This is a genomic window from Allobosea sp. P4_E12 (genome assembly GCF_056401655.1).
On the sequence record NZ_JBFUIY010000001.1, the window covers coordinates 363,888 to 387,518 of the forward strand.

Annotated in this window: 21 protein-coding genes; 9 read left to right on the forward strand and 12 right to left on the reverse strand. The window is 65.8% G+C overall.

The window, feature by feature from the left end; translation table 11 throughout:
* Nucleotide 1 precedes the first annotated feature (1 nt).
* On the forward strand, nt 2–2,101 hold the full coding sequence (locus AC1DW9_RS01810) for a hypothetical protein (protein ID WP_476775220.1): 2,100 nt from the start codon (nt 2–4) through the stop codon (nt 2,099–2,101).
* Here AC1DW9_RS01810 and AC1DW9_RS01815 read toward each other — a convergent pair.
* Both AC1DW9_RS01815 and AC1DW9_RS01820 read right to left on the reverse strand, forming a co-directional pair.
* On the reverse strand, nt 2,073–2,585 hold the full coding sequence (locus tag AC1DW9_RS01815) for a GNAT family N-acetyltransferase (RefSeq protein WP_476775221.1): 513 nt from the start codon (nt 2,583–2,585) through the stop codon (nt 2,073–2,075). The two genes, AC1DW9_RS01810 and AC1DW9_RS01815, sit on opposite strands and share 29 nt — an antisense overlap.
* A gap of 322 nt (nt 2,586–2,907) precedes the next feature.
* Nucleotides 2,908–3,309 carry an NUDIX domain-containing protein gene (locus AC1DW9_RS01820; RefSeq protein WP_441489531.1) on the reverse strand — a complete coding sequence of 134 codons (402 nt, stop codon included), beginning with the start codon at nt 3,307–3,309 and terminating at the stop codon, nt 2,908–2,910.
* Nucleotides 3,310–3,779: 470 nt separating this feature from the next.
* On the opposite strand from AC1DW9_RS01820, the gene AC1DW9_RS01825 reads away from it, so the two are divergent.
* Nucleotides 3,780–4,673, forward strand: coding sequence for a metallophosphoesterase family protein (locus AC1DW9_RS01825; protein WP_441505165.1), 894 nt, complete (start codon nt 3,780–3,782; stop codon nt 4,671–4,673).
* An 87-nt stretch (nt 4,674–4,760) separates the two neighbouring features.
* On the opposite strand, the gene AC1DW9_RS01830 is transcribed toward AC1DW9_RS01825, so the two are convergent.
* Nucleotides 4,761–5,507, reverse strand: coding sequence for a glucose 1-dehydrogenase (locus tag AC1DW9_RS01830; protein WP_113510863.1), 747 nt, complete (start codon nt 5,505–5,507; stop codon nt 4,761–4,763).
* A gap of 141 nt (nt 5,508–5,648) precedes the next feature.
* On the reverse strand, nt 5,649–7,454 hold the full coding sequence (locus AC1DW9_RS01835) for an ABC-F family ATP-binding cassette domain-containing protein (RefSeq protein WP_476775222.1): 1,806 nt from the start codon (nt 7,452–7,454) through the stop codon (nt 5,649–5,651).
* Nucleotides 7,455–7,591: 137 nt separating this feature from the next.
* Here AC1DW9_RS01835 and AC1DW9_RS01840 point away from each other — a divergent pair, with 137 nt between their 5' ends.
* Entirely contained in the window at nt 7,592–7,960 is a 369-nt protein-coding gene (locus AC1DW9_RS01840; RefSeq protein ID WP_476775223.1) for a hypothetical protein, read from the forward strand.
* Here the strand turns inward: AC1DW9_RS01840 and AC1DW9_RS01845 are convergent.
* From AC1DW9_RS01845 to mdoH, 6 genes are all read right to left on the reverse strand, one after another.
* The gene (locus tag AC1DW9_RS01845; RefSeq protein ID WP_476775224.1) at nt 7,957–9,003 is read right to left on the reverse strand and encodes an acyltransferase family protein; all 1,047 of its coding nucleotides are present in this window, start codon (nt 9,001–9,003) and stop codon (nt 7,957–7,959) included. The two genes, AC1DW9_RS01840 and AC1DW9_RS01845, sit on opposite strands and share 4 nt — an antisense overlap.
* Before the next feature lie 71 nt (nt 9,004–9,074).
* Nucleotides 9,075–10,079, reverse strand: coding sequence for a glucokinase (locus tag AC1DW9_RS01850; protein WP_441489536.1), 1,005 nt, complete (start codon nt 10,077–10,079; stop codon nt 9,075–9,077).
* A 3-nt stretch (nt 10,080–10,082) separates the two neighbouring features.
* The gene (otnI, locus tag AC1DW9_RS01855) at nt 10,083–10,862 is read right to left on the reverse strand and encodes a 2-oxo-tetronate isomerase (protein WP_476775225.1); all 780 of its coding nucleotides are present in this window, start codon (nt 10,860–10,862) and stop codon (nt 10,083–10,085) included.
* 174 nt (nt 10,863–11,036) lie between these two features.
* Nucleotides 11,037–12,017: a hypothetical protein gene (locus AC1DW9_RS01860; RefSeq protein ID WP_476775226.1), complete on the reverse strand. Its 981-nt coding sequence runs from the start codon at nt 12,015–12,017 to the stop codon at nt 11,037–11,039.
* Between the two features lie 369 nt (nt 12,018–12,386).
* Nucleotides 12,387–13,145: an FkbM family methyltransferase gene (locus AC1DW9_RS01865; protein WP_476775227.1), complete on the reverse strand. Its 759-nt coding sequence runs from the start codon at nt 13,143–13,145 to the stop codon at nt 12,387–12,389.
* The gene (gene mdoH / locus AC1DW9_RS01870; RefSeq protein WP_476855011.1) at nt 13,142–14,962 is read right to left on the reverse strand and encodes a glucans biosynthesis glucosyltransferase MdoH; all 1,821 of its coding nucleotides are present in this window, start codon (nt 14,960–14,962) and stop codon (nt 13,142–13,144) included. Before mdoH ends, AC1DW9_RS01865 begins: the two co-directional genes overlap by 4 nt.
* Before the next feature lie 45 nt (nt 14,963–15,007).
* Between mdoH and AC1DW9_RS01875 the strand changes: the two genes are divergently transcribed.
* The 4 genes from AC1DW9_RS01875 (at nt 15,008) to AC1DW9_RS01890 (ending at nt 18,365) form a co-directional block, all read left to right on the forward strand.
* Nucleotides 15,008–16,015, forward strand: coding sequence for a zinc-dependent alcohol dehydrogenase (locus AC1DW9_RS01875; RefSeq protein WP_476775229.1), 1,008 nt, complete (start codon nt 15,008–15,010; stop codon nt 16,013–16,015).
* A 63-nt stretch (nt 16,016–16,078) separates the two neighbouring features.
* On the forward strand, nt 16,079–16,480 hold the full coding sequence (locus AC1DW9_RS01880; protein WP_113510869.1) for a 6-pyruvoyl trahydropterin synthase family protein: 402 nt from the start codon (nt 16,079–16,081) through the stop codon (nt 16,478–16,480).
* Entirely contained in the window at nt 16,477–17,529 is a 1,053-nt protein-coding gene (locus tag AC1DW9_RS01885; protein ID WP_476775230.1) for a glycosyltransferase family 4 protein, read from the forward strand. The genes AC1DW9_RS01880 and AC1DW9_RS01885 overlap by 4 nt, the downstream gene beginning before the upstream one ends.
* Entirely contained in the window at nt 17,526–18,365 is an 840-nt protein-coding gene (locus tag AC1DW9_RS01890; RefSeq protein ID WP_476775231.1) for an SAM-dependent methyltransferase, read from the forward strand. The genes AC1DW9_RS01885 and AC1DW9_RS01890 overlap by 4 nt, the downstream gene beginning before the upstream one ends.
* 10 nt (nt 18,366–18,375) lie before the next feature.
* On the opposite strand, the gene AC1DW9_RS01895 is transcribed toward AC1DW9_RS01890, so the two are convergent.
* Nucleotides 18,376–18,957: a cytochrome b gene (locus AC1DW9_RS01895; RefSeq protein WP_441505154.1), complete on the reverse strand. Its 582-nt coding sequence runs from the start codon at nt 18,955–18,957 to the stop codon at nt 18,376–18,378.
* Between the two features lie 262 nt (nt 18,958–19,219).
* Here AC1DW9_RS01895 and ribA point away from each other — a divergent pair, with 262 nt between their 5' ends.
* Together ribA and AC1DW9_RS01905 are read left to right on the forward strand one after the other, a co-directional pair.
* Nucleotides 19,220–20,362, forward strand: a complete 1,143-nt coding sequence (ribA, locus tag AC1DW9_RS01900; protein WP_476855012.1) for a GTP cyclohydrolase II RibA — start codon at nt 19,220–19,222, stop codon at nt 20,360–20,362.
* A gap of 31 nt (nt 20,363–20,393) precedes the next feature.
* Nucleotides 20,394–22,760, forward strand: coding sequence for a glycosyltransferase family protein (locus AC1DW9_RS01905; RefSeq protein ID WP_476775233.1), 2,367 nt, complete (start codon nt 20,394–20,396; stop codon nt 22,758–22,760).
* A 7-nt stretch (nt 22,761–22,767) separates the two neighbouring features.
* Here AC1DW9_RS01905 and AC1DW9_RS01910 read toward each other — a convergent pair whose 3' ends face one another.
* On the reverse strand, nt 22,768–23,628 hold the full coding sequence (locus AC1DW9_RS01910) for a TIGR01459 family HAD-type hydrolase (protein WP_476775234.1): 861 nt from the start codon (nt 23,626–23,628) through the stop codon (nt 22,768–22,770).
* Nucleotides 23,629–23,631 lie beyond the last annotated feature (3 nt).

Consider the following 23,631-nt stretch of genomic DNA (forward strand, 5'->3'; position numbering starts at 1 on the left):
CATGTGGAGCCTCTCCTTCGCCCCGCTCGTGCCTCTGCCACTGCTGATCGGGCTCGTGTTGCTGGCTGCTCTCGCTGCCGGCGCCGCGCTCGTCCTCGCCGGCCGCAGCGCCATCCTGCGCGCGCTCGCGCTGATCGTGCTGACGCTCACGCTGGCCGACCCGTCACTCGTCTTCGAGGACAGAGAACCGGTCAAGGACGTCGTCTCGGTGCTGGTCGATCGCTCCGGCTCGAACCGCCTCGCCGACCGGACCGCGCAGACCGAAGCCGCCCTGGCCGATGTCGAACGGCAATTGCGCGGCGTTCCGGGCGTCGAGCCACGCATCGTCGACGTCACCGACATGCAGGGCTCGGGCGACGGGACCCGTCTCTTCGAGGCGTTGGCCGCAAGCATCGCGGATGTCCCATCGGAGCGCGTCGCCGGCGCCATCGTCATCACCGACGGCCTCGCTCATGACGCTCCTCCCAATGCCGAGGCCCTGGGTCTCAAGGCACCGCTGCACATTCTCACGACCGGCCGGAACGCCGAGATCGACCGCCGGATCGTGCTTGTCGATGCGCCGCGCTTCGGCATCGTCGGCAAGGATCAGGTCATTCGCCTGCGCGTCGTCGACAAGGGCGGCCCCGGCCGCGCCGGGCTGACGATCCGCCGCGACGGCGAGATCGTCGCTCGCCGAGAGGTCACCTCGGGTCAGATCGTGCAGGTGCCGGTTCGGATCGACCGCGGCGGGCCCAATGTCGTCGAGATTGAGGCGGCACCGCTCGATAACGAGCTCACGCTTGCCAATAATCGCGCCGTCATCACGATCGAGGGCGTGCGCGACAAGCTGCGCGTGCTGCTGGTCTCCGGAGAGCCGCATCCCGGCGAACGGACCTGGCGCAACCTGCTCAAGGCCGACGCCAATGTCGACCTCGTCCATTTCACGATCCTGCGCCCGCCGGAGAAGCAGGACGGCACGCCGATCAACGAGCTTTCGCTGATCGCCTTTCCAACGCGCGAGCTGTTCCAGGTCAAGATCAAGGAATTCGACCTGATCATCTTCGACCGCTACGCCAACCAGTCGATCCTGCCGCTGCTCTACTTCGACAACATCGTCCGCTATGTGCGCGAGGGTGGCGCCCTGCTGGTCGCCGCCGGTCCGGAGTATTCCGGCTCGCAATCGCTTGCACGAACCCCGCTCGGACAGATCCTGCCCGCCCTGCCCGATGGCAGCGTCATCGACGAGGCCTATCGCGCCCGCGTCAGCGAACCCGGCCGCCGCCACCCGGTCACCCGCGACCTCCCCGGTTCGGAGGTCGAGCCGCCGCGCTGGGGCGAGTGGCTGCGCATGGTCGGCGCCCGCGCCCGCACGGGCTCGACCATCATGACCGGGCCGGGTGACAGACCGTTGCTCATGCTCAGCCGTGAGCAGAAGGGGCGCGTTGCGCTTTTCCTCTCCGATCATGCCTGGCTCTGGGCTCGAGGCTTCCGCGATGGCGGCCCGCATCTCGACCTGCTGCGCCGCCTCGGCCACTGGCTGATGAAGGAACCCGAACTCGAGGAAGAGGCGCTCCGCGCAACCGCCCGCGGCCGCACCATCGAGATCGAGCGCCAGACGCTCGGCGACGCCCCCTCCCCGATTGTCGTCACCGACCCCAATGGCACGTCGCGCACGGTTCAGCTGGAAGCCGGACGGCCCGGCATCTTCAGCGCCCGCGTCCCGACCACCGAATTCGGCCTGCATCGCATCTCAGGGGATAATCTGACGGCCTTTGCCAGTGTCGGCCCGGAGAACCCGCGCGAACTCATGGAGGTCGTCAGCGACCCGGCGAAGCTTCAGCAGCTTGCCGAGGCGACGGGCGGCTCCTCCCGCCGGATCGGCCAGGACAGCGGCTCGAGCGTGTCCGTGCCGCGCATCGTTCCGGTCCGTTCGGGCAGTCAGTTCGCTGGTGCGGACTGGATCGGCCTGCGCATCAGCGATTCCGGCATCGTGCGCGGCGTTTCGATTTCGCCTGTGTTCATCGGGCTGATCGGCCTCGCGCTGCTATTTGGCGCTCTGGTGGCCGGCTGGCTCGGCGAGACCGGCCGGCGCTTCAGGCGGAGCCCGGACGCAACGCCATGACCGCCCCGCTGCGCCTGGCCAGCACGCCCTCGACCAGTTCGAGCGCGAGGAAGCGGGCGGGATTGGCCGGTCCCGGTAAGGTCAGCTGGCTCGGCGGGATCGGCTTGAAACCGAAGCGGGCATAATAGGGCGCATCCCCCACCAGCATGATGAGGTCGTGTCCGGCCGCCCGCGAGGCTTCGATCGAAGCGTTCATCAGGGCAGCGCCGATACCGCGTCCCTCGAAGGCAGGATCCACGGTAAGCGGCCCCAGCATCAGCGCCGGCTGCCCACCCGCCGAGACGCGGGTCACCCGCACCGAGCCGACCAGGAAGGTTCCGACATGCGAGGCGAAGGATAGCGCCGGGTCCTGCGGCACGCCCTCGCGCAGGCGAAATGCCGTGCGGGCAAAGCGGCCGGGACCGAAGGCGCGCTCGTGCAGGCGCTCGATGGCGGCATGATCGGCGGGGAGTTCGTGGCGAATGGTCAGGGGAAGCGAAGTCATGGCGTCGGCAAACCTGCGAACGGGCAGCGGGGCAAGAGGCTCAGGCGCCGTGAAGCAGCCGAGCGGAAGGGCGCGCTCAGCGCGCCGGTCGTCGCAGGATGGAGAGGTCTTGCCGGTCAGCCATGAATCGCCTGTAGCAGAGGCACGGGCGGGCGTCCATGTTGGAAATGACGAGCTGTTTCGTGTCTCGCTTCGCGAGCGCTGATGGCAGGGCGAAGGGCTGGCGGATGAGAGGATCGGCGACGCCGTGGACTGTTTGCGTCGAGATCATGGTTGGCGAGAGGCGAGCCTAAGCACGCACACTCTCCCGCAGGAACCGATCTCACCAATCGGCAGTAAGCTGACGCCTGCCGAATATCTCGTCGAGCCTGCGGCGGGTTCCCGCTGTGGTGGTGTCCGGCAACGCGTCGAGCGGAAAGAAACGGGCCTCGGCAATTTCGCGATCCGGTTGCCTGATACCGTCCACAACAAACTCGCGTACCACGAAGATCGCGACATGATCGCGGCGCGACACCGTTCGGTTGAAGAAGACGCCATGAAGTTGCGGCGGGCCGGTCAGCCTGACGAGCGTCTCTTCACGCAGTTCCTTGTCGAGCGCGTCTCGCAAAGTCTCGCCGGTCTCCACCCCGCCGCCCGGCAGATGCCACCCCGGCGTGTAGGTATGGCGCACCAGCAGGACCTCGCGCTCATCCCTGAGCACTGCCGCGCGCACGCCCAGCGTCATGCCGCGTGTCAGCCAGAAATACAGATGCAGCAGCCGGCGAACGGGCCTCGAGATGGGGCGCGGCTCGCGGGCATGCCCTGTTCCGCCGCCAGTTTTGGGGTCGGGCCCATGCGACACGCCTCGCGCTCCTCTCATCTACCGCGTATTTGCCTATGCAAATAACGCATAACAGACCACCGTTTGTACTGCCGTTACGTCACAAACGCGCCGCAAAGCAGGTAGAAACCACCGCCATCACCGCTGGGGTTACCACAATGCTTCTCGCTTTCATCACCGCTCGCCTCCGGGCCAAGCGCGCTTTCGTCTGGAAGCCCGCCCTCACCCTCACCGACCCGCGCATCGTTTCGGAACTCACCGTCTCGTTCAACTGAGTCCTTGGGCTCGAACCTGATCGGGTTCGGGAACGGATTGAGGCGAGCCGACGCGCGGATGCGCTTGACGGCTGCATGCTCTGAGGGCAAGCGCAGGGCGTGTTCAAGATCGCGCACCTGTCCGACCCGCATCTCGGCCCGCTTGCCGAGTTTTCACTGCATCAGCTGCTCGGCAAGCGCGCGACCGGCTATGTCAACTGGCGCCGCAAGCGCCGGCACGCCCATGACATGGAAATCCTGGCGCTGATCGTCGCGGATATCCGCGCGCAGGCGCCGGATCATGTCGCCTGCACCGGCGATGTCGCCCATATCGGCCTTCCCAACGAATTCAAGACCGCGGTCACCTTTCTCGACACGCTGGGTGCGCGCACCGATGTCAGCTTCGTGCCGGGCAATCACGATGCCTATGCCCGTTCCTCGCTAAAGCCACTCGCGACCCTGCTGGGCCCATGGTCCAGCAGCGATGATGGCACGATCGGGTATCCCTGGTATCGCGAGCGCGGGCCGGTCGCGCTCATCGGGTTGAACACCGGCATTCCGACATTGCCTCTGATGGCGACGGGCCGCGTCGGGCGCGAGCAGATCGCCAAGGCGGAGATTCTCCTCGACCGGGCCAAGGCGGCCGGGTTGATCCGCGTCGTGCTCATCCATCATCCGCCCTATCTCGGCGGCGCGCGGCGCACCCGCGAATTGCTCGATGCTGATGCTTTCGAGTCGATGCTGAGACGCAAGGGGGCCGACCTCGTCCTGCACGGCCATAACCACCGCTTCTCACTCGCCTGGCGGCCGGGGCCGGATCACGATATCCCCATCGTCGGCGTGCCCTCGGCCTCGATCGGGCCGCTCGGTCATGGCGAAATGGCGAGCTGGCATCTCATCAAGATCGAGGGCGATGCCAAGGCTCCTTCGATCAGCGTCGAGCAACGTGGCTTCGAGCCCGACGGCACCGTCAGGATGCGTCAGGAAATTGCGCTTCACGCCAAGCCGGTTTGACGCCCCGCTCTCCATGGAGAGAGCCGCGGCGCAATGACAAAGGGCGCCGCATGGCGGCGCCCTTCAGAGGTCTGGCAGAGGAACCGCTCAAACGCAGCGGCCACCATCCACCGCAAGCACGCTGCCCGTCACCATTTCCGACTCGTCGGAGCATAGGAAGAGCGCCGCGTTGGCAATGTCCTGCGGCGTCGAAAAACGGCCCCAGGGAATCGTGCTGGTGAAAGCCTTGCGCTTCTCGGGAGTGTCCTCCCCCATAAAGGTCGCAAGCAGGGGCGTCTCGCCGGCAACAGGCGCGATCGCATTGACACGGATGCGGTCAGGCGCGAGTTCGACGGCCATCGACTTCGAGAGCAGGTTCGCGGCCCCCTTGGAGCCGTTGTACCAGGTCAGCCCGGGGCGCGGACGCAAGCCCGCAGTCGATCCGATATTGAGGATCACCCCGCCGCCATGCTCGCGGAAATGGGGCACGACCGCCTTGGCCATCAGGTAGATCGACTTCACGTTGACGTCGAAGACGCGGTCGAACTCCGCTTCCGAGACGTCAAGCATTGGCTGGTTACGGTGGCTGATGCCGGCATTGTTGACGACGATATCCAGCCTGCCGAGCCGGGTGATCACCTTCGCGACCGCCGCATCGACGCTCTTTCCCTTGCCGACATCGCACGCGACGGCAAAGGCCTTGCGGCCGATCGCCTTTGCCGCCTCCTGCGCCTTCTCGCGATTGATATCGAGTACAGCCACCCGCGCGCCCTCCCGCACGAAGGTTTCGGCGATGCCGAAGCCGAACCCTTGCGCAGCGCCGGTAACCAGCGCGGTCTTGCCCTTCAGTCTCATGCTGTTTCCTCGTGATCTTCTTTGAGGTGATGACATTGGGACGATTTGCGGCCGGCCAAAAATGCGTTTTTGCGATTGCCCGGATACCGAAATCCTATGGCCGGCCCGATCGCACGACAGACAGGCCGGAGGACCCTGGGTCTAGCCGATCTCCTCACGCAGCATCTCGAGCTCCAGCCAGCGCTCTTCGGCCTGGTGGATCTCGCGAGTGACCTCGTCCAACCGGGCCGTTGCCTTGGCAAAGAGCTTGGGATCGCGCGTGTAAAGATCGCCGGAGACAGCCGTGTTGAGCTTGGCGGCCTCCCCCTGAAGGGCCTCGATGCGCTTCGGCAGCGTCTCCAGTGCGTGCTTCTCGTTGAAGGAGAGCTTCCGCTTGCTGGATGCCACCGTCGCGGCAGCAGCCGGCTTGGCGGCTGGAGCAACGGCCTTCTCCGCCACAGCACGCGCCTTCGCGCCGACGCCGCGGCCACGCTGCGCAAGCATGTCGGAATAGCCACCGGCAAACTCGGTCCAGATTCCGTCCCCATCCGAGATCAGCGTCGCGGAAACCACACGGTCGATGAAGTCGCGGTCATGGCTGACCAGCAGCACCGTCCCCTGGTAGTCCGCCAGCAACTCCTGGAGCAGGTCCAGCGTTTCGAGATCGAGATCGTTGGTCGGCTCGTCCAGGACCAGCAGGTTCGATGGCTTTGCCAGGGCCCGTGCCAGCATCAGCCGCCCGCGCTCGCCCCCCGAGAGCGCTCCAACCGGCGTGCCGCGCTGGATCGGCTGGAACAGGAAGTCCTTCATGTAGCTGATGACATGGCGCGGCTGCCCGCCGACCATGACCTGGTCGGAGCCGCCGCCAGTCAGAGCATCGCCGAGTGGCGTCGCCGGGTCGAGGCTTTCACGGCGTTGGTCGAGCGTCACCATTTCGAGTGAGACGCCGAGCTTGATCTTGCCGGAATCCGGCTGCAGCCCTCCGGTCAACAGGTTGATCAGCGTGGTCTTGCCAGCGCCATTCGGTCCGACGATGCCGATCCGGTCGCCGCGCGCCACGCGCAGCGAGAGATTCTTGACCACAACATTGTCGTCATAGGCCTTGGCGACGTCGATCGCCTCGATCACCAGCTTGCCCGACATCTGGGCCTCGCTGGCCTCGAGCCGGATTGAACCGACCGCCCCGCGCGCCGTGCGGCGCTGGTCGCGCAGCGCATGGAGATCGCCGAGGCGGCGTTGGTTGCGTGTGCGACGTGCGCTGACGCCGTAGCGCAGCCAGTCCTCCTCGCGCGCGATCTTGCGGTCGAGCTTGTGCCGGTCGAGTTCCTCCTGCGCCAGCACCTCGTCACGCCAGGCCTCGAATTCGCCAAAACCACGATCCATGCGCCGCGTCTGGCCGCGATCGAGCCAGATCGTCGCGCGCGAAAGCGAGGTCAGAAAGCGCCGGTCGTGGCTGATCAGGACCATGGCGGAGCGCAGCGACTTCAACTCCTGTTCAAGCCACTCGATCACCGGCAGGTCGAGATGGTTGGTCGGTTCGTCGAGCAACAGGATGTCGGGCTCCGGCGCCAACACACGCGCCAGCGCCGCACGACGAGACTCGCCGCCCGACATGGTGGCCGGGTCCTCATCGCCGGTCAGGCCCAGCTCCTCCACGAGATAACGGGCGCGGTAGGCATCGTCGCCAGGGCCGAGGCCAGCCTCGACATAAGCAAGCGACGTCCTGTAGCCGGTGAAATCCGGCTCCTGCGGCAGGTAGCGGACAGTCGCCCCCGGCTGCAGGAAGCGCTCGGCGCTGTCGGGCTCGACCAGCCCGGCCGCGATCTTGAGCAGCGTCGACTTGCCCGAGCCGTTTCGGCCGACCAGGCAGACCCGCTCGCCCGGCGATACTGCGATCTCCGCGCTTTCGAGCAGGGGCTGGCCGCCAAAGGTCAGGGCGACGTCGCGCAGGTGGAGCAGAGGAGCCATTCGATACCCGTTGATTGTCGAGCGGTCGGGATAGACTGGCACGCCCGGCCTGTCACTCCGCCACGGCGTCACGGCCCCTTGCGCAATGCAATATCCATTATAGGATACAAAACGTATCCCTTAATGGACAGAGCGCCGTGACCCGCCCTCCTTCCCGCAGAGCCCGCAATGCCAGGATCGGCGACAATGGCGGCCCGCCGCTCGAAGACACGGCCCAACGCCAGCCGGAATGGGGCAAGGGCGAGATCGGACGCTATTTCGACTGGCGCTTTGCGTCGCGCAAGGCCTGGAAGAAGCCGCCCGCTATCGCTTTGCGACGTCAGGAGCGGGCCGAGGAGCTCGGCCTGACCTATGAGGAATACACGCTCGAAGTCATGGAGCGGGGCTATTTTCCGCAGCCGGAGGATGTCACGGCGATTGTCGCCAAGCGCGAGGAGAGGCGTAAGGCCGGCGGCATCGTCGGCCAGTCTTTGAAGGGAATGCGCCTGAAACGGCAGCGCGATTAGGCCTCAAGCCGCTTCCTGAGCCAGCGCGTCGCCGGTCGCTCGAACCAGCGATAGATCAGCACCGAAGCGATCACCGAGGCGCTGAGTGCCGTCAGGACATAGAGGCCGGGCCAGCCGGGAGCCACACGTGCAAAGATCTCGCGAAGCGCCCGGATCGCAAATGGGTGAACGAGATAGAGCGCGTAGGATGCATCGCCGAGACCGGCAAGGCCGCGAACCAGGGCCGATGGTGCCGAATTGCCGCTGCCGGATGACGCCGCCGCGACCAGGAGCATGGCAGCCGATCCCCGCAGCAGGAAGGACATCCAGGGCGTGTCTGCCCCGGGAAGCCAGGCTGCCAGCAGCAGGATTGCGACGCCCAGGACAGCAACGAGCCAGCGCGGCCCACCCGAGAGCCGAAAGCCCTGCCGCCTCAACAGGGCCAACCCCATCCCGGCGGCGAATTCCAGCACGATCGGCTGCCCCCAGAAGCCGAATGGCAATGGCAGGGGGCCAGACAGAGCCTCGGTCGCAACCAGCACCGCGAGCGCCAGCGTCACCACCAGGACCACTGCGGCCCGCGGCAGGAGGAGCGCTGCGCCAAACAGCACGTAGAACAGCATCTCGTAGTTCAGTGTCCAGCCGAGCGAGTAGACGGGCTGGACGAGACCGGCAGATGAGACGGCCGGCCAGAACAGATAGGATGCCAGAATTTGCCCGAGATCGGGCGCAGCCGAATTGAGCGCACCGGGGAGCAGCAATCCCGCCAGCAGGAACAGCGTCGTCGCCGCCCAGTAGAGCGGCACGATGCGGGCAAGCCGGCGCGTCAGGAACAGGCGAGGCGCATCCTTGCGACCAAAGAGTTCGCCGGACGCATGCACCATGATGAAGCCGGAGACGACGAAGAAGATATCGACGCCAGCCATCCAGGGCACGAGATGGGAGGGCGTGAAACTCGCACCCGAGCGCTGGGCCAAAGCAAGCGCGTCCGGCTGGACGTGATGCACGGCGACCATGAATGCCGCGAAGGCGCGCAGAACCTGGATGCCATAGAGCTGGGACAAGGAGCGGAAAAGCCCTGACGAGAGAATGCGGCGCTCTGCGCTGATCGCGAAGCGTAGCTGCTACCCGCCGTTCACGGAAACCACAATCGGGCTTTGTCGTCGAGACCAAAGCGGGCCGGAGATTCCGCAATGGCTGCAAGCCCCTGCTCGGCAGCGTCCGGTGCCGTGATGACGTGCAGGGCGAAGCGCGCCGCAAGTTCCTCCATCGGCGGCTTGCCATTGAACATGGCATGAAGCGCGGCATTCCCCGCGAGCGGCAGGAGGCGCGGCACGATTCCGCCGGCGATATAGACGCCACCGGTCGCCTTGAAGATAAGGGCGAGATCGCCGGCAACACGCGCCAGCAAGCGCCAGAAGCGGATGACCGCCATCAGCGCGGCAGGGTTGCCGTCGAGCGCCAGTGTCGTCACATCAGCGGCGCTGACCCGCGCCTCCTCCATGCCTGTTTCGCTGGCGATGGCGCGATGCAGGCGCACCAGGCCATCACCGCTCAAGAGCGCCTCGACCGTGACGCGCGGCAGACCGGCCGCCAGCGCCGGCCAGATCTTCTCCTCCGCCTGATCCTCGGGCCCGACGCCGATATGCCCGGCCTCGGTCGGGATCAATGCGCCCCTGCCATTCCGGCTGACCAGAGCTGCCGCACCAAAGCCGGTCCCGGGTCCGAGCACGAGGCGCACTCCCTCCGCCTCGGGCTGCCCCGGCACCAAGGTGACCATGTCCTGCGGCTTCAAGACAGCGAGCGAGGCGGCGAGCGCCTCGAAATCATTCACCAGCAGCCCCTGCACCAGCCCAAGCTCGGCGGCCATGCCAGGCCCGTCGAAATGCCAATTGGCATTGGTCAGCTGGGCAGTACGTCCATCGAGCGGCCCTGCAACCGCAAGAACCGCCGAGCGAGGGCGTGGATCGAGAGATGCCAGAACCGAGGCCAGCGCTGCATCTGGTGTCGGATAACTGCCGGTCTGGATACGCGCCAGCGGCTCAGGCCGTGCGCCGGCGTGCTGCACGAGCGAAAGGCGGGAATTGGTCCCGCCAATATCAGCAACGAGGACCGGGTAGGCAAAGGGCTCGGCGCGCATCGCTCAGGCCTGCTTTTTCCAGTCGGAGAACCAGCCTAGCCCCTCGAGCGTCCCGGCCCTTGGCCGGTACTCGCAGCCGACAAAGCCAGTATAGCCGAGACAGTCGAGTTCAGCGAACAAACGCGGATAATCCGGGCCGAGCGCGTCCGGTTCATGGCGGCCATTGGCGCTGGCGATCTGGACATGGCCGACCAGCGGATAGAGCGCCTTGAGCTTGCCCGAGACGTCGCCGTGGATCAGCTCACAGTGATACATATCGAACTGCAGCCTGACATTGGGCCGCCCGGACTCGCGGACATAAGCCGCGGCCGCATCGAAATCATTGAGAAAATAGCCCGGCATATCCTTGCCGTTGATCGGCTCGAGCAGCAGATCGATGCCATGCTCGGCGAGCTTGTCAGCGGCATAGGCGAGCGAGACACGATACGCCGCCTGGGCTGCGGGATCCCCGGGATCGGCATGTCCCGCCATCATATGCAGGCGCTTGACTCCGGTGGCATGCGCATAGGTCAACGCGGTTTCGACGGAGGCGCGGAATTCCGCCTCCCGGCCCGGAATGGCGGCCATGCCGCGCTCGCCCTTGGCCCAGTCGCCCGGCGGCAGATTGAACAGCGCCTGCTCGAGTTCAGCCCCCGCGAGCGCAAGGCTCACCTGCTCGACCGGGTGTTCATAGGGGAACAGGAACTCCACGCCCTCGAAGCCAGCTTCCGCGGCCGCCTTGAAGCGGTCGAGGAACTCCCACTCGTTGAACATCATCGACAGATTGGCGGCAAAACGCGGCATGGCATCCTCAGGCAAACGATACGCGCGCCAACCTATCGGGCCGCACGCGCTGCGTCATGTGAGAACGCAACAGAGGCGCTTTGCGTTCCGATGGGAGATCAGCCTCCTCGTCGCGAAGTCAGCCCGGATGACCAGCAAGCCCCGGCGACATCGCGAGGGAGCGCGGGAGCACTGCTATTTCTTGGCAGGCGCCACCGGCGGGTTCGGATCCGTGGAGAAATTGCGGAAGACCATGTCCGGCGAAGAGGTATTGTGACGCGAGTGGGTCGTGCGGCCCATCCAGATATCGCTCGCCTTGCCGCCGCTGAAGGGCATCAGCAGTTCCTCGCGCCAGCCCTTGGCTCCGGGCTCGCGTATGGCGATGCGGGCGACGTCGTTGTTGAACTCGGTGACGTACATCGAGCGCAGCGCCACAAAGGCCTTGCCGCCGGTAACCGGCTTGTCGAGCACGGCATCCAGCACCATGCGGTTCTCGTCGACGCTGTCGAGCTTGAGCGTCGCAGCCGAGCCATCCTTGAAGTTCATCTTGAAGGAGGTCGTCTTCGGGTCGAACTCGATCTCCTTGATGTTCACCACCGGCCGTGCGCCATCCTGTTCGATCGGTCCGAACAGGAAGGATGAGCCGTAGGAGGAGAAGCCGAGATGTTGCGGCGGCATCGGCCGGGCGCGCCAGTAGCCGTCCTGCGGATAGACTACGAGGACTTCATAGGATTTGTCCTTGCCGAGCTTCCAGAGCTGCACGAGATGCAGGCCCTTCTCGACCCGGTCTCCAACCTTGAAAGTGGTGTCCGACGGCCGCCAGAAGGTCGGGAAGGTGTAACCGACGAGCCAATAATCGATGCTCTCGTAGAAGGTGACCCGGCGCGGCGGTGTCGGCGCGGTGAAGACGGGGTCGCCGGTCATATCGCAGGCGGTCCAGTCAGCGTCCCAGTTATCGCGGACCAGCCCGGCGATATAGGCCGGATGTGCCGCCTCGATCTGGAACCGCCGCACTTCAGGCGAGATCGCCTTGATCGTGACGTTGTCCTTCTCGGCGCAAAGCACCGGCTCCGACTCGTTCTTCACCTCGACAGCGACATCGCCCGCGGCGTGCACCGGCGCGGCGAGAAGCAGGAGAGAGAGCGAGAGAGCGATTGGGCGGGCGAGGCTGAACATGACCATCCTTCGAAAACGGCTTTCGACGCCAGCATGGCGAAGGCCTGATGAATGCAAGCTGGCTGGTTCCCTCTTAGGGCGTGCGGGCAGTCGATGAAAGCATGCGCCTGCAGAGACGGAGGCTCAGCAGGCGGTCGTTTCAACCGATGACAGGCAGTGGTTCACGGCTGACTCGCGCCATCGGGGAACGCGTGCAAATACAACTTCTGCTGGCCGGAGCCCTGATGCTCCTCATCGGGCTGGTCCACTCCGTCCTCGGCGTCCTGGCGGCGACGAAGGGCAGGCATCCGGGCCGGCTCGTCTCCTTGCGGCAGCGGTGCTGGTCCGGCGGGGGGCCGGCAGTTTGAGCAATGCGACGATGCCCGCTGCTCAGCCCTGCAGGATAGCGTAGACATCGCCAGAGTTCGCCGAATGCGGCAAATCACGCAGGTAGCCGCCCATTGCTTCGGCGCTGGCCTCCTCGGAGAGTTCAAGGAACTGGCTTTCACCGAGTGCAACGTTGAAGCGGTACGGCCCCATAGTCTCGAGCAGCGCGAGGCAGCCCTCAGCGACATCGCGCTGGATCGTGGTGAACTCGAACGAGATCACCGGCACCCGCCGCGAGAGCCCGGCAAGGACATTGGCCTCGAAACCCTCGACATCGATCTTGATGAAGGCGGGCTCGCCATAGCGCGAGATCAGAGCATCGAGCGTCGTGCAGGGCACCGTGATCTCGCGATCCCAGACCTGGTCTGCCCAGCCCTCGGCGCCGTGGGCGGCACCGACAAACTGCTCGGAGACGGTCGAGACGGTCGGATTTGCACTGTTGATCCTGAGCGTCACAGTGCCGGCCCGGTCGCCACAGGCGGCCTGTACCAGAGTGACATTCGGATCCCGACCGTGAATGAGGCGAATGGCGCGCGCCGGGCCGGGTTGCGGCTCCAGCGCAACAACCCGCGCACCGAGCCGACGGAAGGAGGAAATCCGGTCGCCGACATGGGCTCCGATATCGAAAGCGAGATCGCCGGGCTTCAGGAAACTTGCATAGAGCGCATCCATTGCCGCGTGGCGTTCACGATCACGATGATAGACCCTGAGCGAGCGCGCAATCGCCTTGGCCGTACCCTTGGGATAGGCCACCCCCGTCACGCGTGCGTCTCCGCCTGGATGGCGACGAGTTCGGCCGGAGCATCGAAATCCTCAGGGATACCGCAGAGACCGCGGGCGACGAACCATTCGCCTAGCGCCGGTGCGGCGGTCAGCATGGCAAAGGGAATCGCCAGCACATAGCCGGCAGTCAGCGGCAGCGACCAGAGCAGCACCGCTGGCGACAAGATGGCGAGCGTAACGAAGATATAGAGCCCGAAAAGCAGATGCGGCCACAAACCTGCGAATGCCGTCGCAAAGGACAACGCGTGTGCGTCGCGCGATTGGCCGTTCCAGCCGATCTTCGCTCGCCCGAAGGCTAGGCCGATCATGAACAGCGTCGTGCGGAAGGTCGAGACCGCTCCCTGCAGGAAGGCAAAGATGATCTCGATCAGCGACGAGGCGATGAAACGGCCCGTGCCGCCGTAACGCTTCGTGCCTCCTCTGGTCAGCAGGATATCGGCAAAGCCCGCCAGCTTGGGCGAGAGATACATCGTGAAGAACATCACGTAGAGGAAAGCCGCGAGCCCCGCCGGGTATCCGGCGATATTGCCATCCTCGAGCACCTTCCAGGGCAGCAACGCGATCATCAGCGTCCAGGCAGGCAGGCCGAGGAACATCAGGATCGCCCAGACGAGCTGGAAGCGACTCATCGGCTTCAGGCCCGGCAGATCGAGCAGCTTGAGATATTGCAGGTTGCCCAGGCACCAGCGCAGATCGCGCTTGGCGAATTCGAGCATGGTCGGGGGGTTCTCCTCCCAGCTTCCCATCTCCTCCGGCAACACGCGCACCTCATAGCCGGCGCGGCGCATCAGGGTCGCCTCGACCTGGTCATGGCTCATCACCGCCCCGCCCAGCGGCGGGCCGCCAGGCAGCACGGGCAGATGGCATTCATCGCGGAAGGGCGCGATCCGCACCATGGCGTTGTGCCCCCAGAAGGGCCCGCACTCGCCGATCCACCAGGCCGAGCCCATCGTGTAAGGGCGCATGCCGTGACGCATGCCGAATTGGAAGATCCGAGCGAAGGCCGACCTGCTCGGCATGCCGACAACAAGGCTCTGCAGGATGCCGAGCCGCGGATGGGCCTGCATCATGCGGGTCAGCCTGACGATCGCCTCGCCCGACATCACGCTGTCGGCGTCGAGCGGCAGCATCAGCTCGTAGCGATCGCCCCAGCGCTCGCAGAATTCACGGACATTGCCGGCCTTGAAGCCGGCATTGTCGGTCCGGCGGCGATAGGTCACCCGGCCGCTCTCGCCGAGCTCGCTCGCCCACCCCTCGGCGAGCGCCTCCTCCGCAGCGGCGACACGAGGATCATTGCTGTCGGAGAGCACGAAATAGTCGTACCAGCCGCCCTGCCCTGTCGCGTCAAGGCTTTGCTTGACCACGCGCAGGCGACGGAAGGCCCGCGCGGGGTCCTCGTTGCGAAGGGTCATCAAGACTGCAGTGCGAACCGCCAACGGTGTCGCGACATCGCCGTCAGCGGCGAACGGCGCAACCTGCTCGCGCCCGTCCTCGACGCCATGCAGCAGCCAGAGCCCGATTGCAGCATTCCAGAAGCCGAGCACGGTCCAGGGAGCGCCGAACAGGAAGGCGACGAAGATCACCATATCGGCAAGCGTCCAGCCGCCCGCTCCCAGCACCCGCGACACCCCGAAGAGAAGGCCGGCGAGCGTGACGAGATTGAGCACGAGAACCAGCAGTCGGCGGGCCCGCAGCACGCCGATCGTCTGCAGCCCGGCGGGGGTTAGCCCCGGCAGCGCATCGCCTGCCTCTTGCGCCGCCGGCTGGAACGTGGTCGGAGCGGGGCGCTGGTTCATGGCGGTTTCCGTCATGCGATGGTGCAAGGCGAGGGTCTGCTCAACATGGCGCAGGAGCTAAAGCCGGCATTCGCAGCCGGCGCAAGTTCGACGGCGATGGGCCTCTGGTATGTGGCGCCGCGTGAATGCGCCCTGAACACCGTTACGGTGCCCCCGGTGGGACCGGGTGATTGCCTTGTTCGCACGCTCTGGAGCGGCATCAGCCGTGGCACCGAGCGCCTGGTATTCGAGGGGCGCGTGCCGCCGTCCGAGCACGAGCGCATGCGCGCGCCCTTCCAGGAAGGAGCGTTCCCGTTCCCGGTCAGATATGGCTATTGTGCCGTCGGGCTGGTTGAAGACGGGCCGGCCGATATCATTGGCAAGACGGTGTTCTGCCTCCATCCGCATCAGAGCCATTTCGTGGCGCCGCGCGAACGCCTAACGGTTGTGCCCGATGCCGTTCCTGCTCGCCGCGCGGTGCTCGCCGCCAATATGGAAACAGCGCTGAACGCGCATTGGGATGCCGCATCAGGTCCCGGCGACCGCATCGTCGTCGTCGGCGGCGGCGTGCTCGGCCTGCTGGTTGCCTGGATTGCGGCGCGGATGCCCGGTGCCGATGTGACCCTGGTCGATATCGACCCCGGCCGCGCGACGCTGGCGGAACAGCTCGGCTTCGGTTTCGCCCGGCCCGGCGCCGCCCCCGAGAACGCCGATCTCGTCTTCCATGCCAGCGCCTCGGCGCCAGGGCTTGCCACGGCGATAGCAGCGGCCGGTTTCGAGGCCCGCATCGTCGAGCTGAGCTGGTATGGCGAGGGCGTTGTGCCCGCCCCGCTCGGCGGCACCTTCCATTCCAAGCGATTGCAGATCGTCTCCTCGCAGGTTGGGCAGGTCTCACCTTCGCGCCGTTCCCGATGGGACTACGCCAGGCGCGCCCAGGCCGCGATGGCCCTCCTCGCCGACGAACGTCTGGACGGGCTGATCACGCAGGAAATCCTCTTCGCCGACGCTCCGGCGCAGCTTCCCGGCGTGCTGTCAGCTGATTGGCGCGGGCTTACCGCAGTGCTGCGCTATTGACCTGACACAGGCGCGTTGGCCAAGACAGGAGCCTGCCGACGCGCCGGCTCAAGGGAGTTGCACATGTTTTCCGTCGAAGTCCGCGACCGCATCATGATCGGCCACTCGCTGCCCGATCCGTTCTTCGGCCCGGCGCAGAACATGCACGGCGCAACTTTCGTGGTCGATGTCGCCTTCTTCCGCGAGCGGCTTACGCGCCAGAATGTCGTGGTCGATATCGGCGCCGCGCTCGACGTGCTGAACAAGACGCTGAAGCCGTTGAACTATCAGAACCTCGATACGCTGCCGCAGTTTTCCGGCGTGCTCACCACCACCGAATTCCTCTGCAAATACATCTTCGACGCGATCGCTGGAGCCGCGAAGTCGGGGGCCCTCGGCGAGGACGGCGCCGGGCTGTCCCGCATCCGCGTCACCTTGCATGAGACCGACCTCGCCCGCGCCAGCTATGAGGGCGCCCTCGCGTGAGCGAGATCGTCTTCGCGATCCCCGGCGAGATCGACCTGCCTACGGGCGGCTACGGCTATGATCGTCGCCTCCTGCGGGAATGGCGCGCGAACGGCGTCGCGGCGCGGCATCTCCCCCTGCCCGGTTCCTTCCCAAACCCGACGCCGCAGGATCTCGACGAGACCCGGCGGCTGTTTCTGTCACAGCCTTCAGATCACGTCCTGCTGATCGACGGATTGGCCTATGGAGCCTTTCCGGAAAACATCGCAGCCGGCCTGGCCGGTCGCGTGGTCGCGCTGGTGCACCACCCCCTCGGCTTCGAAACCGGACTTGAAACGGAGCAGGCCCGAGCGCTGATTGCGCGCGAAACCGCCGCCCTGCGTCATGCGAGCGCCATCATCGTCACGAGTCCGGCGACCAAGCGCCTTCTGGTCTCCGATTTCGGAGTCCCCGCCGGGCGCATCGCAGTGGCGGAACCCGGCGTCGATCGGGCACCGCGTGCTGCCGGCGGGCGCCCGGACGAGCCGCTGCAACTGCTCGCGGTCGGATCCCTCGTCCCGCGCAAAGGCTACGACATCCTGGTTGAGGCCTTGCGCCCGCTGCAGGGCCTTGCCTGGCGGCTCACGATCATCGGCGCAGCCGACCGTGCACCCGCGACAACGCTCGCGCTCAAGGCACAGATCGCGTCTTCCGGGCTTCAAGACCGGATCACGCTGGCGGGGGTCGTCGGCGAGGCCGAGCTGGCGCAGGCTTATGACAAGGCCGACACTTTCGTGATGCCCTCCCTCTTCGAGGGATATGGCATGGTGCTGACCGAAGCGATGGCGCGAGGCCTGCCGATCCTGTGCACCACCGGCGGCGCAGCAGCTGAAACAGTGCCGGACGCCGCCGCCATCAAGGTTGCTCCCGGCGATGCCGGCGCATTGACCCGGGCGTTGAGCGAGCTTCTGGCTCAACCGACTGGCAGAAAGCGCCTCGCCGATGCCTCTTGGGCCGCGGCCGAGACATTGCCTCGCTGGCAAGACACCGCGACGATCGTCGCCGAGACCTGCCGAAAGGTGTTTGCATGAGCGGCTTTTCTCCAGACTGGCTGGCCCTGCGCGAGCCGGCCGATCACGCGGCACGCAACCCGCAATTGCTTGCAGCCGTTGGCGCCCATTTCTCCAGCCGCCCATCGCTCACCATCGTCGATCTCGGCTGTGGCGCAGGCTCCAACCTACGCGGCACCTATTCCGCGCTCCCCGCCCGGCAGCACTGGACGCTCGTAGATTTCGATGAGCGCCTGCTTGGCGTCGCTCGCGAGCGCCTCGCGGCCTGGGCCGATGACGTCCGCGAGCAGGGCGAGGAGCTCGTTCTGAGCAAGGGCAGCAAGACGATCACCGTCGATACCCGCAAGGCGGACCTGAACAAGGATCTCGAATGGGTCCTGGGCTGGCAGCCCGATCTGGTGACCGCCGCAGCCCTGTTCGACCTCACCTCGAAGCGATGGCTCGAACGCTTCGTCGCCGCACTCGTGAGCCAGAACGTCCCGCTTTACACGGTGCTGACCTATGACGGTCGCGAGCAGTGGCAGCCCAAACATGACGCCGACGCCAGGGTCCTGGCGGCCTTCCACCATCATCAGCACAGCGACAAAGGCTTTGGTCCAGCCGCTGGACCGGATGCTACGGAGGCGATGGCCGAGGCTTTCCGCAAATCCGGCTTCGCGGTTTCCACCGGCGAAAGTCCGTGGTTGATCGACGAGAGCCAGCGCGAATTGGCGGAGGCCCTGACCAAGGGCATCGCCGAGGCGGTCACCGAAACCGGCCATGTCGACCCCGCCACGGTCGCAGACTGGCTGGAGGCCAAGCGCGCGACCGTGTCCGGGCTCGTCGGCCATCAGGACCTCTGGGCCCGGCCCGTCTGAAGCGGGTCGGCTAGCGCGATCCGGGCCACATCCGCCGCAATACGCCGTCTTTACGGATGAAACGGTGATAGATCACGGCTGCGATATGCGCTGCGATCAGCAGAGCCATGCCGAGCGCCAGCCACCCGTGGATATTGAGCACCCTCTTCGCCATATCCTCGTTCGGCGCAGCGAGTGCCGGTAGATCGAACAGATCGAAGATCGTCAGCGCTGGAAAGAGCGACACACCGATCCAGCCCAGAATCGGCACGATGAGCAGCAGGCCGTAGAGCAGCCAATGCACCAGATGCGAACCGGCCTTGTGCCACCACAGCAGGGTCGGCTCGTCGGACGGGGCGCCATGCAGCAGGCGATAAGCCAGTCGCCCGGCCATCAGCCAGAGCAGCGTGAAGCCGATCAGCTTATGCGCGCTGTAGAGAGAGTTGGTCAGTGCATCCCAGATATCGAGGGTCTTGCCGCGATAGGTCATCGCCAGGCCAAGCGGAATCATCACGAGGACGAGCGCAACGATCAGCCAGTGGAAACCCCGCGCGACCGGGCTGTAGATCTCTCCCATGCCCGATTTGGCGGCCTTGGCGTCGTGACTGATCACCCTGCTCTCCCATGGCTTCCTGTGATTGGGTATGCTGCTACCTTCGCCCATTCATCTCGCGTTCAATCTCACCTTCCTATACAGCTGGCGGCAACAGATTGGATGGCTGCTAAGTGCAGCCGACGTGAGGGTTTTGGCAACGGGAACCGTCTGCCCCCGGGAACGTTTCGAAACCGGGGTCAGTCGCGCATACCTAGCGATTTCCTGATCGTAGAATAAACATTCCTCCGCCGCTCGCCGGTGCAATCTGACGGACAGTTCGATGCCCAAGTCGCCGATGTCTAGGTCGCGTACGCTCTTCGGCCGCTCGCAAGAAACCAGCCTCGTGACGGTCGATCGTGCGATCGCCGAATTCCGCGCCGCCCGACCGGTGCTCTTGCGCGATGGCGTCAATCTGGCTCTGGCCCTGTCCGCGGAGCTCGCGGACGCTGATCTGGCTCAGCGTCTAGACGAACTTGCCCGCGGCCGAGCGCACCTCATTCTCAGCGCAGCGCGTTTGCGCAGGCTCGGAGCCAAGGGCCGGAGCGAGACCGGCATCCTGGCGATGCCGGCGCTCGACCTTGCCCGGATCGAAACCCTTGCCTTGAAGATCGACGCCAAGGTCGATGCGCCCGTTGCGCCAGCCGGCTCGCTCGACGAAGCCGCGATCGAGCTCGCCAGGCTTTCGCTGGTTTTGCCAGCGACGATCCTTGTTCCGGTCGCAGCTGACGAGATCGCCGGAGAGCCGCTGGTCGAGGTCACCATTCAAGCGATCAACGCCTACCGGGGCGAACAGGTCGCATCGCTGGCGATCGTCGGGCGGGCGCCGGTGCCGCTGGAAGGTGCGCCGGAGACCGAGTTCGTCGTCTTCCGCGGCGGCGAGGGCCTGCGCGATCAGGTTGCGATCATCGTCGGCAAGCCGAATCTCGACACGGCCGTGCCCGTGCGCCTGCATTCAGCTTGCTTGACGGGTGATCTCTTCGGATCGCTGAAATGCGACTGCGGCGACCAGCTGCGCGAGACCGTGCAGTGGATGGCAGAGAACGAGGGTGGCATTCTGCTCTATCTGGACCAGGAAGGCCGCGGCAACGGCATCTCCAACAAGATGCGCGCCTACCGCCTGCAGAGTCAGGGCTGGGATACCTATGACGCAGACGAAGTGCTCGGCTTCGACCTCGACCAGCGCCATTTCGATTTTGCCGCCACGATGCTGAAGCAGCTTGGCGTGACGAGCGTCACCGCCTTGACCAACAACCCGCTCAAGATCGGCGCGATCAAGGCTGCAGGCCTCGAGGTCGCCGCAACCCAGCGCGTGCTCGGCCGGCCGAACGTCCACAACGTCCGCTATCTCGCCTCCAAGCGGGACCGTGCCGGTCACTTCATCGACATGGACGCGTTGATGGCTCGCGCCGCCCCGACGGATTGATCGAGGCTGCAGCTTCGGGCAGAGCTCACTGATGTCCGAGCCCGGCACCGCCCCCCCTCCGGTTCCCTCGACACGCTGGCCGCTGGTCAGCGTGTTCTGCATCGTATTCTGCGCCTGGCTGGCTCTGTCCTGGCCCTGGCTTTCGGGAATCGTCACCATTCCCTGGGATGCAAAAGCGCATTTTCACCCACAGCTGCAATTCCTGGCGACGGCGCTGAACCGCGGCCTTTCTCCGTTTTGGACGCCCTATGTCTTTGCCGGATCGCCGCAGGTCGCCGACCCGCAATCCCTGATCTTTTCACCCCCCTTCGCGCTGATCGCGATCTTCAATCCGGCGCCGAGCTTTCGCTGGAGCGACGGCGCAGTGCTCGGCACCTTGCTGGCGGGCGCCCTCGCGGTTGTGCTGCTGTTTCGAGATCGCAACTGGCATCCGGCCGGTGCCGTCGTTGCAGCTCTCGCCTTCGCCTTCGGCGCCTCGGCAGCCTGGCGCATCCAACATATCGGGCAGGTGCTCAGTCTCGGCTACTTCGCCATAACGCTATTGCTGCTGTCGCGTGCGCTTGAACGCAGCTCGCTGATCTACGGCTTGGCAGCGGGCATCGTGGCCGGCTTCATGGTGCTTGGCCGCGATCAGGTCGCATTGCTCGGCGTCTATGTCCTGGCCGGGCTGGTGATCGCCGCCATTGCCATGGCCGACAGACCGCTGCGGGCCTTGCGCGCAAGCATCCTCCCGCTCCTCGCCGGGTCGCTCGGCGCCATCCTCGTCGCGACCGTTCCGATCCTGCTCACCGCCTTCCTGGCCCAGGAATCGAACCGCCCCGCCATCGATCTCATCGGTGCCGGAAAGGGTTCGTTGCACCCTGCATCCCTGCTCACCGGGCTGATTGCCAATCTCTATGGCGCGGCAGGGCCACTCGAGAACTTCTGGGGGCCGCCGAGTCCTGCCTGGGAACAGCGGTTCGGACCGCTCGATCTCTATCTCGCCCGCAACATGGGTGAGCTCTATCTCGGCTTCCTGCCGATGTTGCTGATCCTGACCGTCGGACTGGTGCGTGGCGCGCTGCTGCGGCGTGAGATCATCGCGATCGCCATCGCAGCGCTGCTGGTGCTGGTCTACGCACTCGGTCGCTACACACCCGGTTTCCGGCTGATCTTCGAGGCGCTGCCCGGCGTGAGTTTCTACCGGCGGCCGGCCGACGCGCTCTTCATCCTGGGGGCGCTGCTTGCGATCCTCGGCGGCTACCTGACCCATCTCGTCATGACCGACACGGCGCCACCGACGCGGCTCTGGCAGGTGCTCGTCGAGGCCGCGCTCCTGGCCGGCGCCCTTGGGCTTGCCGTCTGGCTCGCCTGGACCGTCGGACGTGTCGGTGTCGCGACGATCCCGCTCGTCACGGCGCTGCTCTGTGCCCTCTTGAGCGCGGGCGCACTGGTTGCGGCACGCGGACTCGCGCTGAGAGGGGCAACGCTGGCGGCCGCTGCCTTGCTGGCGGCGACGCTGACCGTGGATCTCTCCGTCAATAACGGTCCGAGCGAATCCACCGCCCTGCCCTCGCAGAATTATGACGTCCTGCGCGCCGACAGCACGAACGAGACGATTGCTCTGCTCAAGCGTGAGACGGCCCGCACCGCCGCGCCGGACCGCCGCGACCGCATCGAACTCGCTGGCATCGATTTCCACTGGCCCAACGCCAGTCTCGTCCATCAACTCGACAATACGCTCGGCTACAATCCCCTCAGGCTCGGTCTCTACAGCAAGGCCACGGGCGCGGGCGACCATGTCGCCTTGCCGGACCAACGCACGTTCTCACCGCTGATGCCGGGTTACCGCTCACCGCTCGCCGACATGCTCGGCCTGCGTTTCATCGCGACCGGCGTCCCCGTCGAACAGATCGACAAGACCCTGAAGCCTGGCGACCTCGTTCAGATCGCCAGGACGCGTGATGCCTATGTCTACGAGAACCCGCGCGCCTTGCCGCGCGTGCTGCTCGTCGAGAAGGCCGAGCGGGCCGATTTCGGCGCGATCCTGGCAAGCGGCCAATGGCCGGCAGGTTTCGACCCGAGAACCACGGTCCTGCTGGAGAGGGCCCCGCCGCCCGTGCCCGCCGGGCCGGTTCAGCCCGGCTCGGTCCGCATCGTCGATTACGGCACCACCGAAGTCGCTCTCGAGGCGGATTCACCGCGCGGCGGCTATGTCGTGCTCAATGATGTCTGGCATCACTGGTGGCAGGTCGAAGTCGATGGCAAGCCAGCTCAGTTGCTTCGCGCCAATGTCCTGTTCCGGGCGGTCGCTGTGCCGCCAGGCCGATCGAAGATCCGCTTCGTCTTCCGCCCCTTCGAGGGGCTCTACGCCGATATCGGAGCCTGGCTGAAGGCGCAGCGGGCGCCTCCGGTCTGAAGCGCGCTCAGGCGAGCGCGGCCATGGCCGCGACAGGCATGGCCGGTTGCCCGGCCAGGACGCGGGTGACACCGGCCGGGTCGACCTGTCCATCCAGGATCGTCTCTTCGCGATGGATGCCGCCGGCGACGAAGAGGCTGTCGAAGCCCATCATGCGAGCCCCAGCGAGATCGGTCCGCACCGCATCGCCGATCACCAGAACCTTGTCGGTTTCGATCGCTCGGCCGCCCCGAGCCTCCCGGGCCGCAGCAAGCGCCAGGTCATAGGCCGGACGATGCGGCTTGCCGGCCCAGGCGACCGAACCGCCAAGTTCCTCGTAAATCGTCGCAAGCGCTCCGGCGCAGGGCAGCAGATCCTCGCCGACATGCACGACGAGATCGGGATTGCCGCAAATGAAGGGAAGCTTGCGCGCCGCCAAGCGCGTCAGCAGCGGACGGTAATCCTCTGGTGTCTCGCGCCGATAGTCGTTCAGCTCCGTCGCAACGACGAGCTCCGCCTGCGCTTCGTCGACGAGACTGACATCGAGGCCCGCAAACACGGCCCGGTCCGCCTGCCAGCCGATATGATAGATTTGCCGCGTCGGGCTCGCTGCGATGAGCGCCTTGGTCACATCGCCGGAGGTCACCAGCCGATCCCAGGCCTCGCGCGGAACGCGCTTGTCGTCGAGAACGCCGGCAATCTGCTCCGAGGGACCGGGCGCATTCGAGAGCAGCACGACTGCCCCGCCACGCTGCCGGAACTTGATCAACGCATCGCAAGCGGGTTCGAGGGCCCAGACACCGTCATGCACGACGCCCCAGACATCGCTGATGAGCACGTCATAGCCGGCGAGCAGATCGCCGGCCTGGCTCAGGATCGGAACGTTCATCTC

Coding starts and splice junctions, on each gene's coding strand:
- AC1DW9_RS01810 (WP_476775220.1), top strand. CDS start 2: ATGTGGAGCCTCTCCTTCGCCCCGCTCGTGCCTCTGCCACTGCTGATC.
- AC1DW9_RS01815 (WP_476775221.1), bottom strand. CDS start 2,585: ATGACTTCGCTTCCCCTGACCATTCGCCACGAACTCCCCGCCGATCAT.
- AC1DW9_RS01820 (WP_441489531.1), bottom strand. CDS start 3,309: ATGACGCTGGGCGTGCGCGCGGCAGTGCTCAGGGATGAGCGCGAGGTC.
- AC1DW9_RS01830 (WP_113510863.1), bottom strand. CDS start 5,507: ATGAGACTGAAGGGCAAGACCGCGCTGGTTACCGGCGCTGCGCAAGGG.
- AC1DW9_RS01835 (WP_476775222.1), bottom strand. CDS start 7,454: ATGGCTCCTCTGCTCCACCTGCGCGACGTCGCCCTGACCTTTGGCGGC.
- AC1DW9_RS01850 (WP_441489536.1), bottom strand. CDS start 10,079: ATGCGCGCCGAGCCCTTTGCCTACCCGGTCCTCGTTGCTGATATTGGC.
- otnI (WP_476775225.1), bottom strand. CDS start 10,862: ATGCCGCGTTTTGCCGCCAATCTGTCGATGATGTTCAACGAGTGGGAG.
- AC1DW9_RS01860 (WP_476775226.1), bottom strand. CDS start 12,017: ATGTTCAGCCTCGCCCGCCCAATCGCTCTCTCGCTCTCTCTCCTGCTT.
- mdoH (WP_476855011.1), bottom strand. CDS start 14,962: ATGAACCAGCGCCCCGCTCCGACCACGTTCCAGCCGGCGGCGCAAGAG.
- AC1DW9_RS01875 (WP_476775229.1), top strand. CDS start 15,008: ATGGCGCAGGAGCTAAAGCCGGCATTCGCAGCCGGCGCAAGTTCGACG.
- AC1DW9_RS01880 (WP_113510869.1), top strand. CDS start 16,079: ATGTTTTCCGTCGAAGTCCGCGACCGCATCATGATCGGCCACTCGCTG.
- AC1DW9_RS01890 (WP_476775231.1), top strand. CDS start 17,526: ATGAGCGGCTTTTCTCCAGACTGGCTGGCCCTGCGCGAGCCGGCCGAT.
- ribA (WP_476855012.1), top strand. CDS start 19,220: ATGCCCAAGTCGCCGATGTCTAGGTCGCGTACGCTCTTCGGCCGCTCG.
- AC1DW9_RS01905 (WP_476775233.1), top strand. CDS start 20,394: ATGTCCGAGCCCGGCACCGCCCCCCCTCCGGTTCCCTCGACACGCTGG.
- AC1DW9_RS01910 (WP_476775234.1), bottom strand. CDS start 23,628: ATGAACGTTCCGATCCTGAGCCAGGCCGGCGATCTGCTCGCCGGCTAT.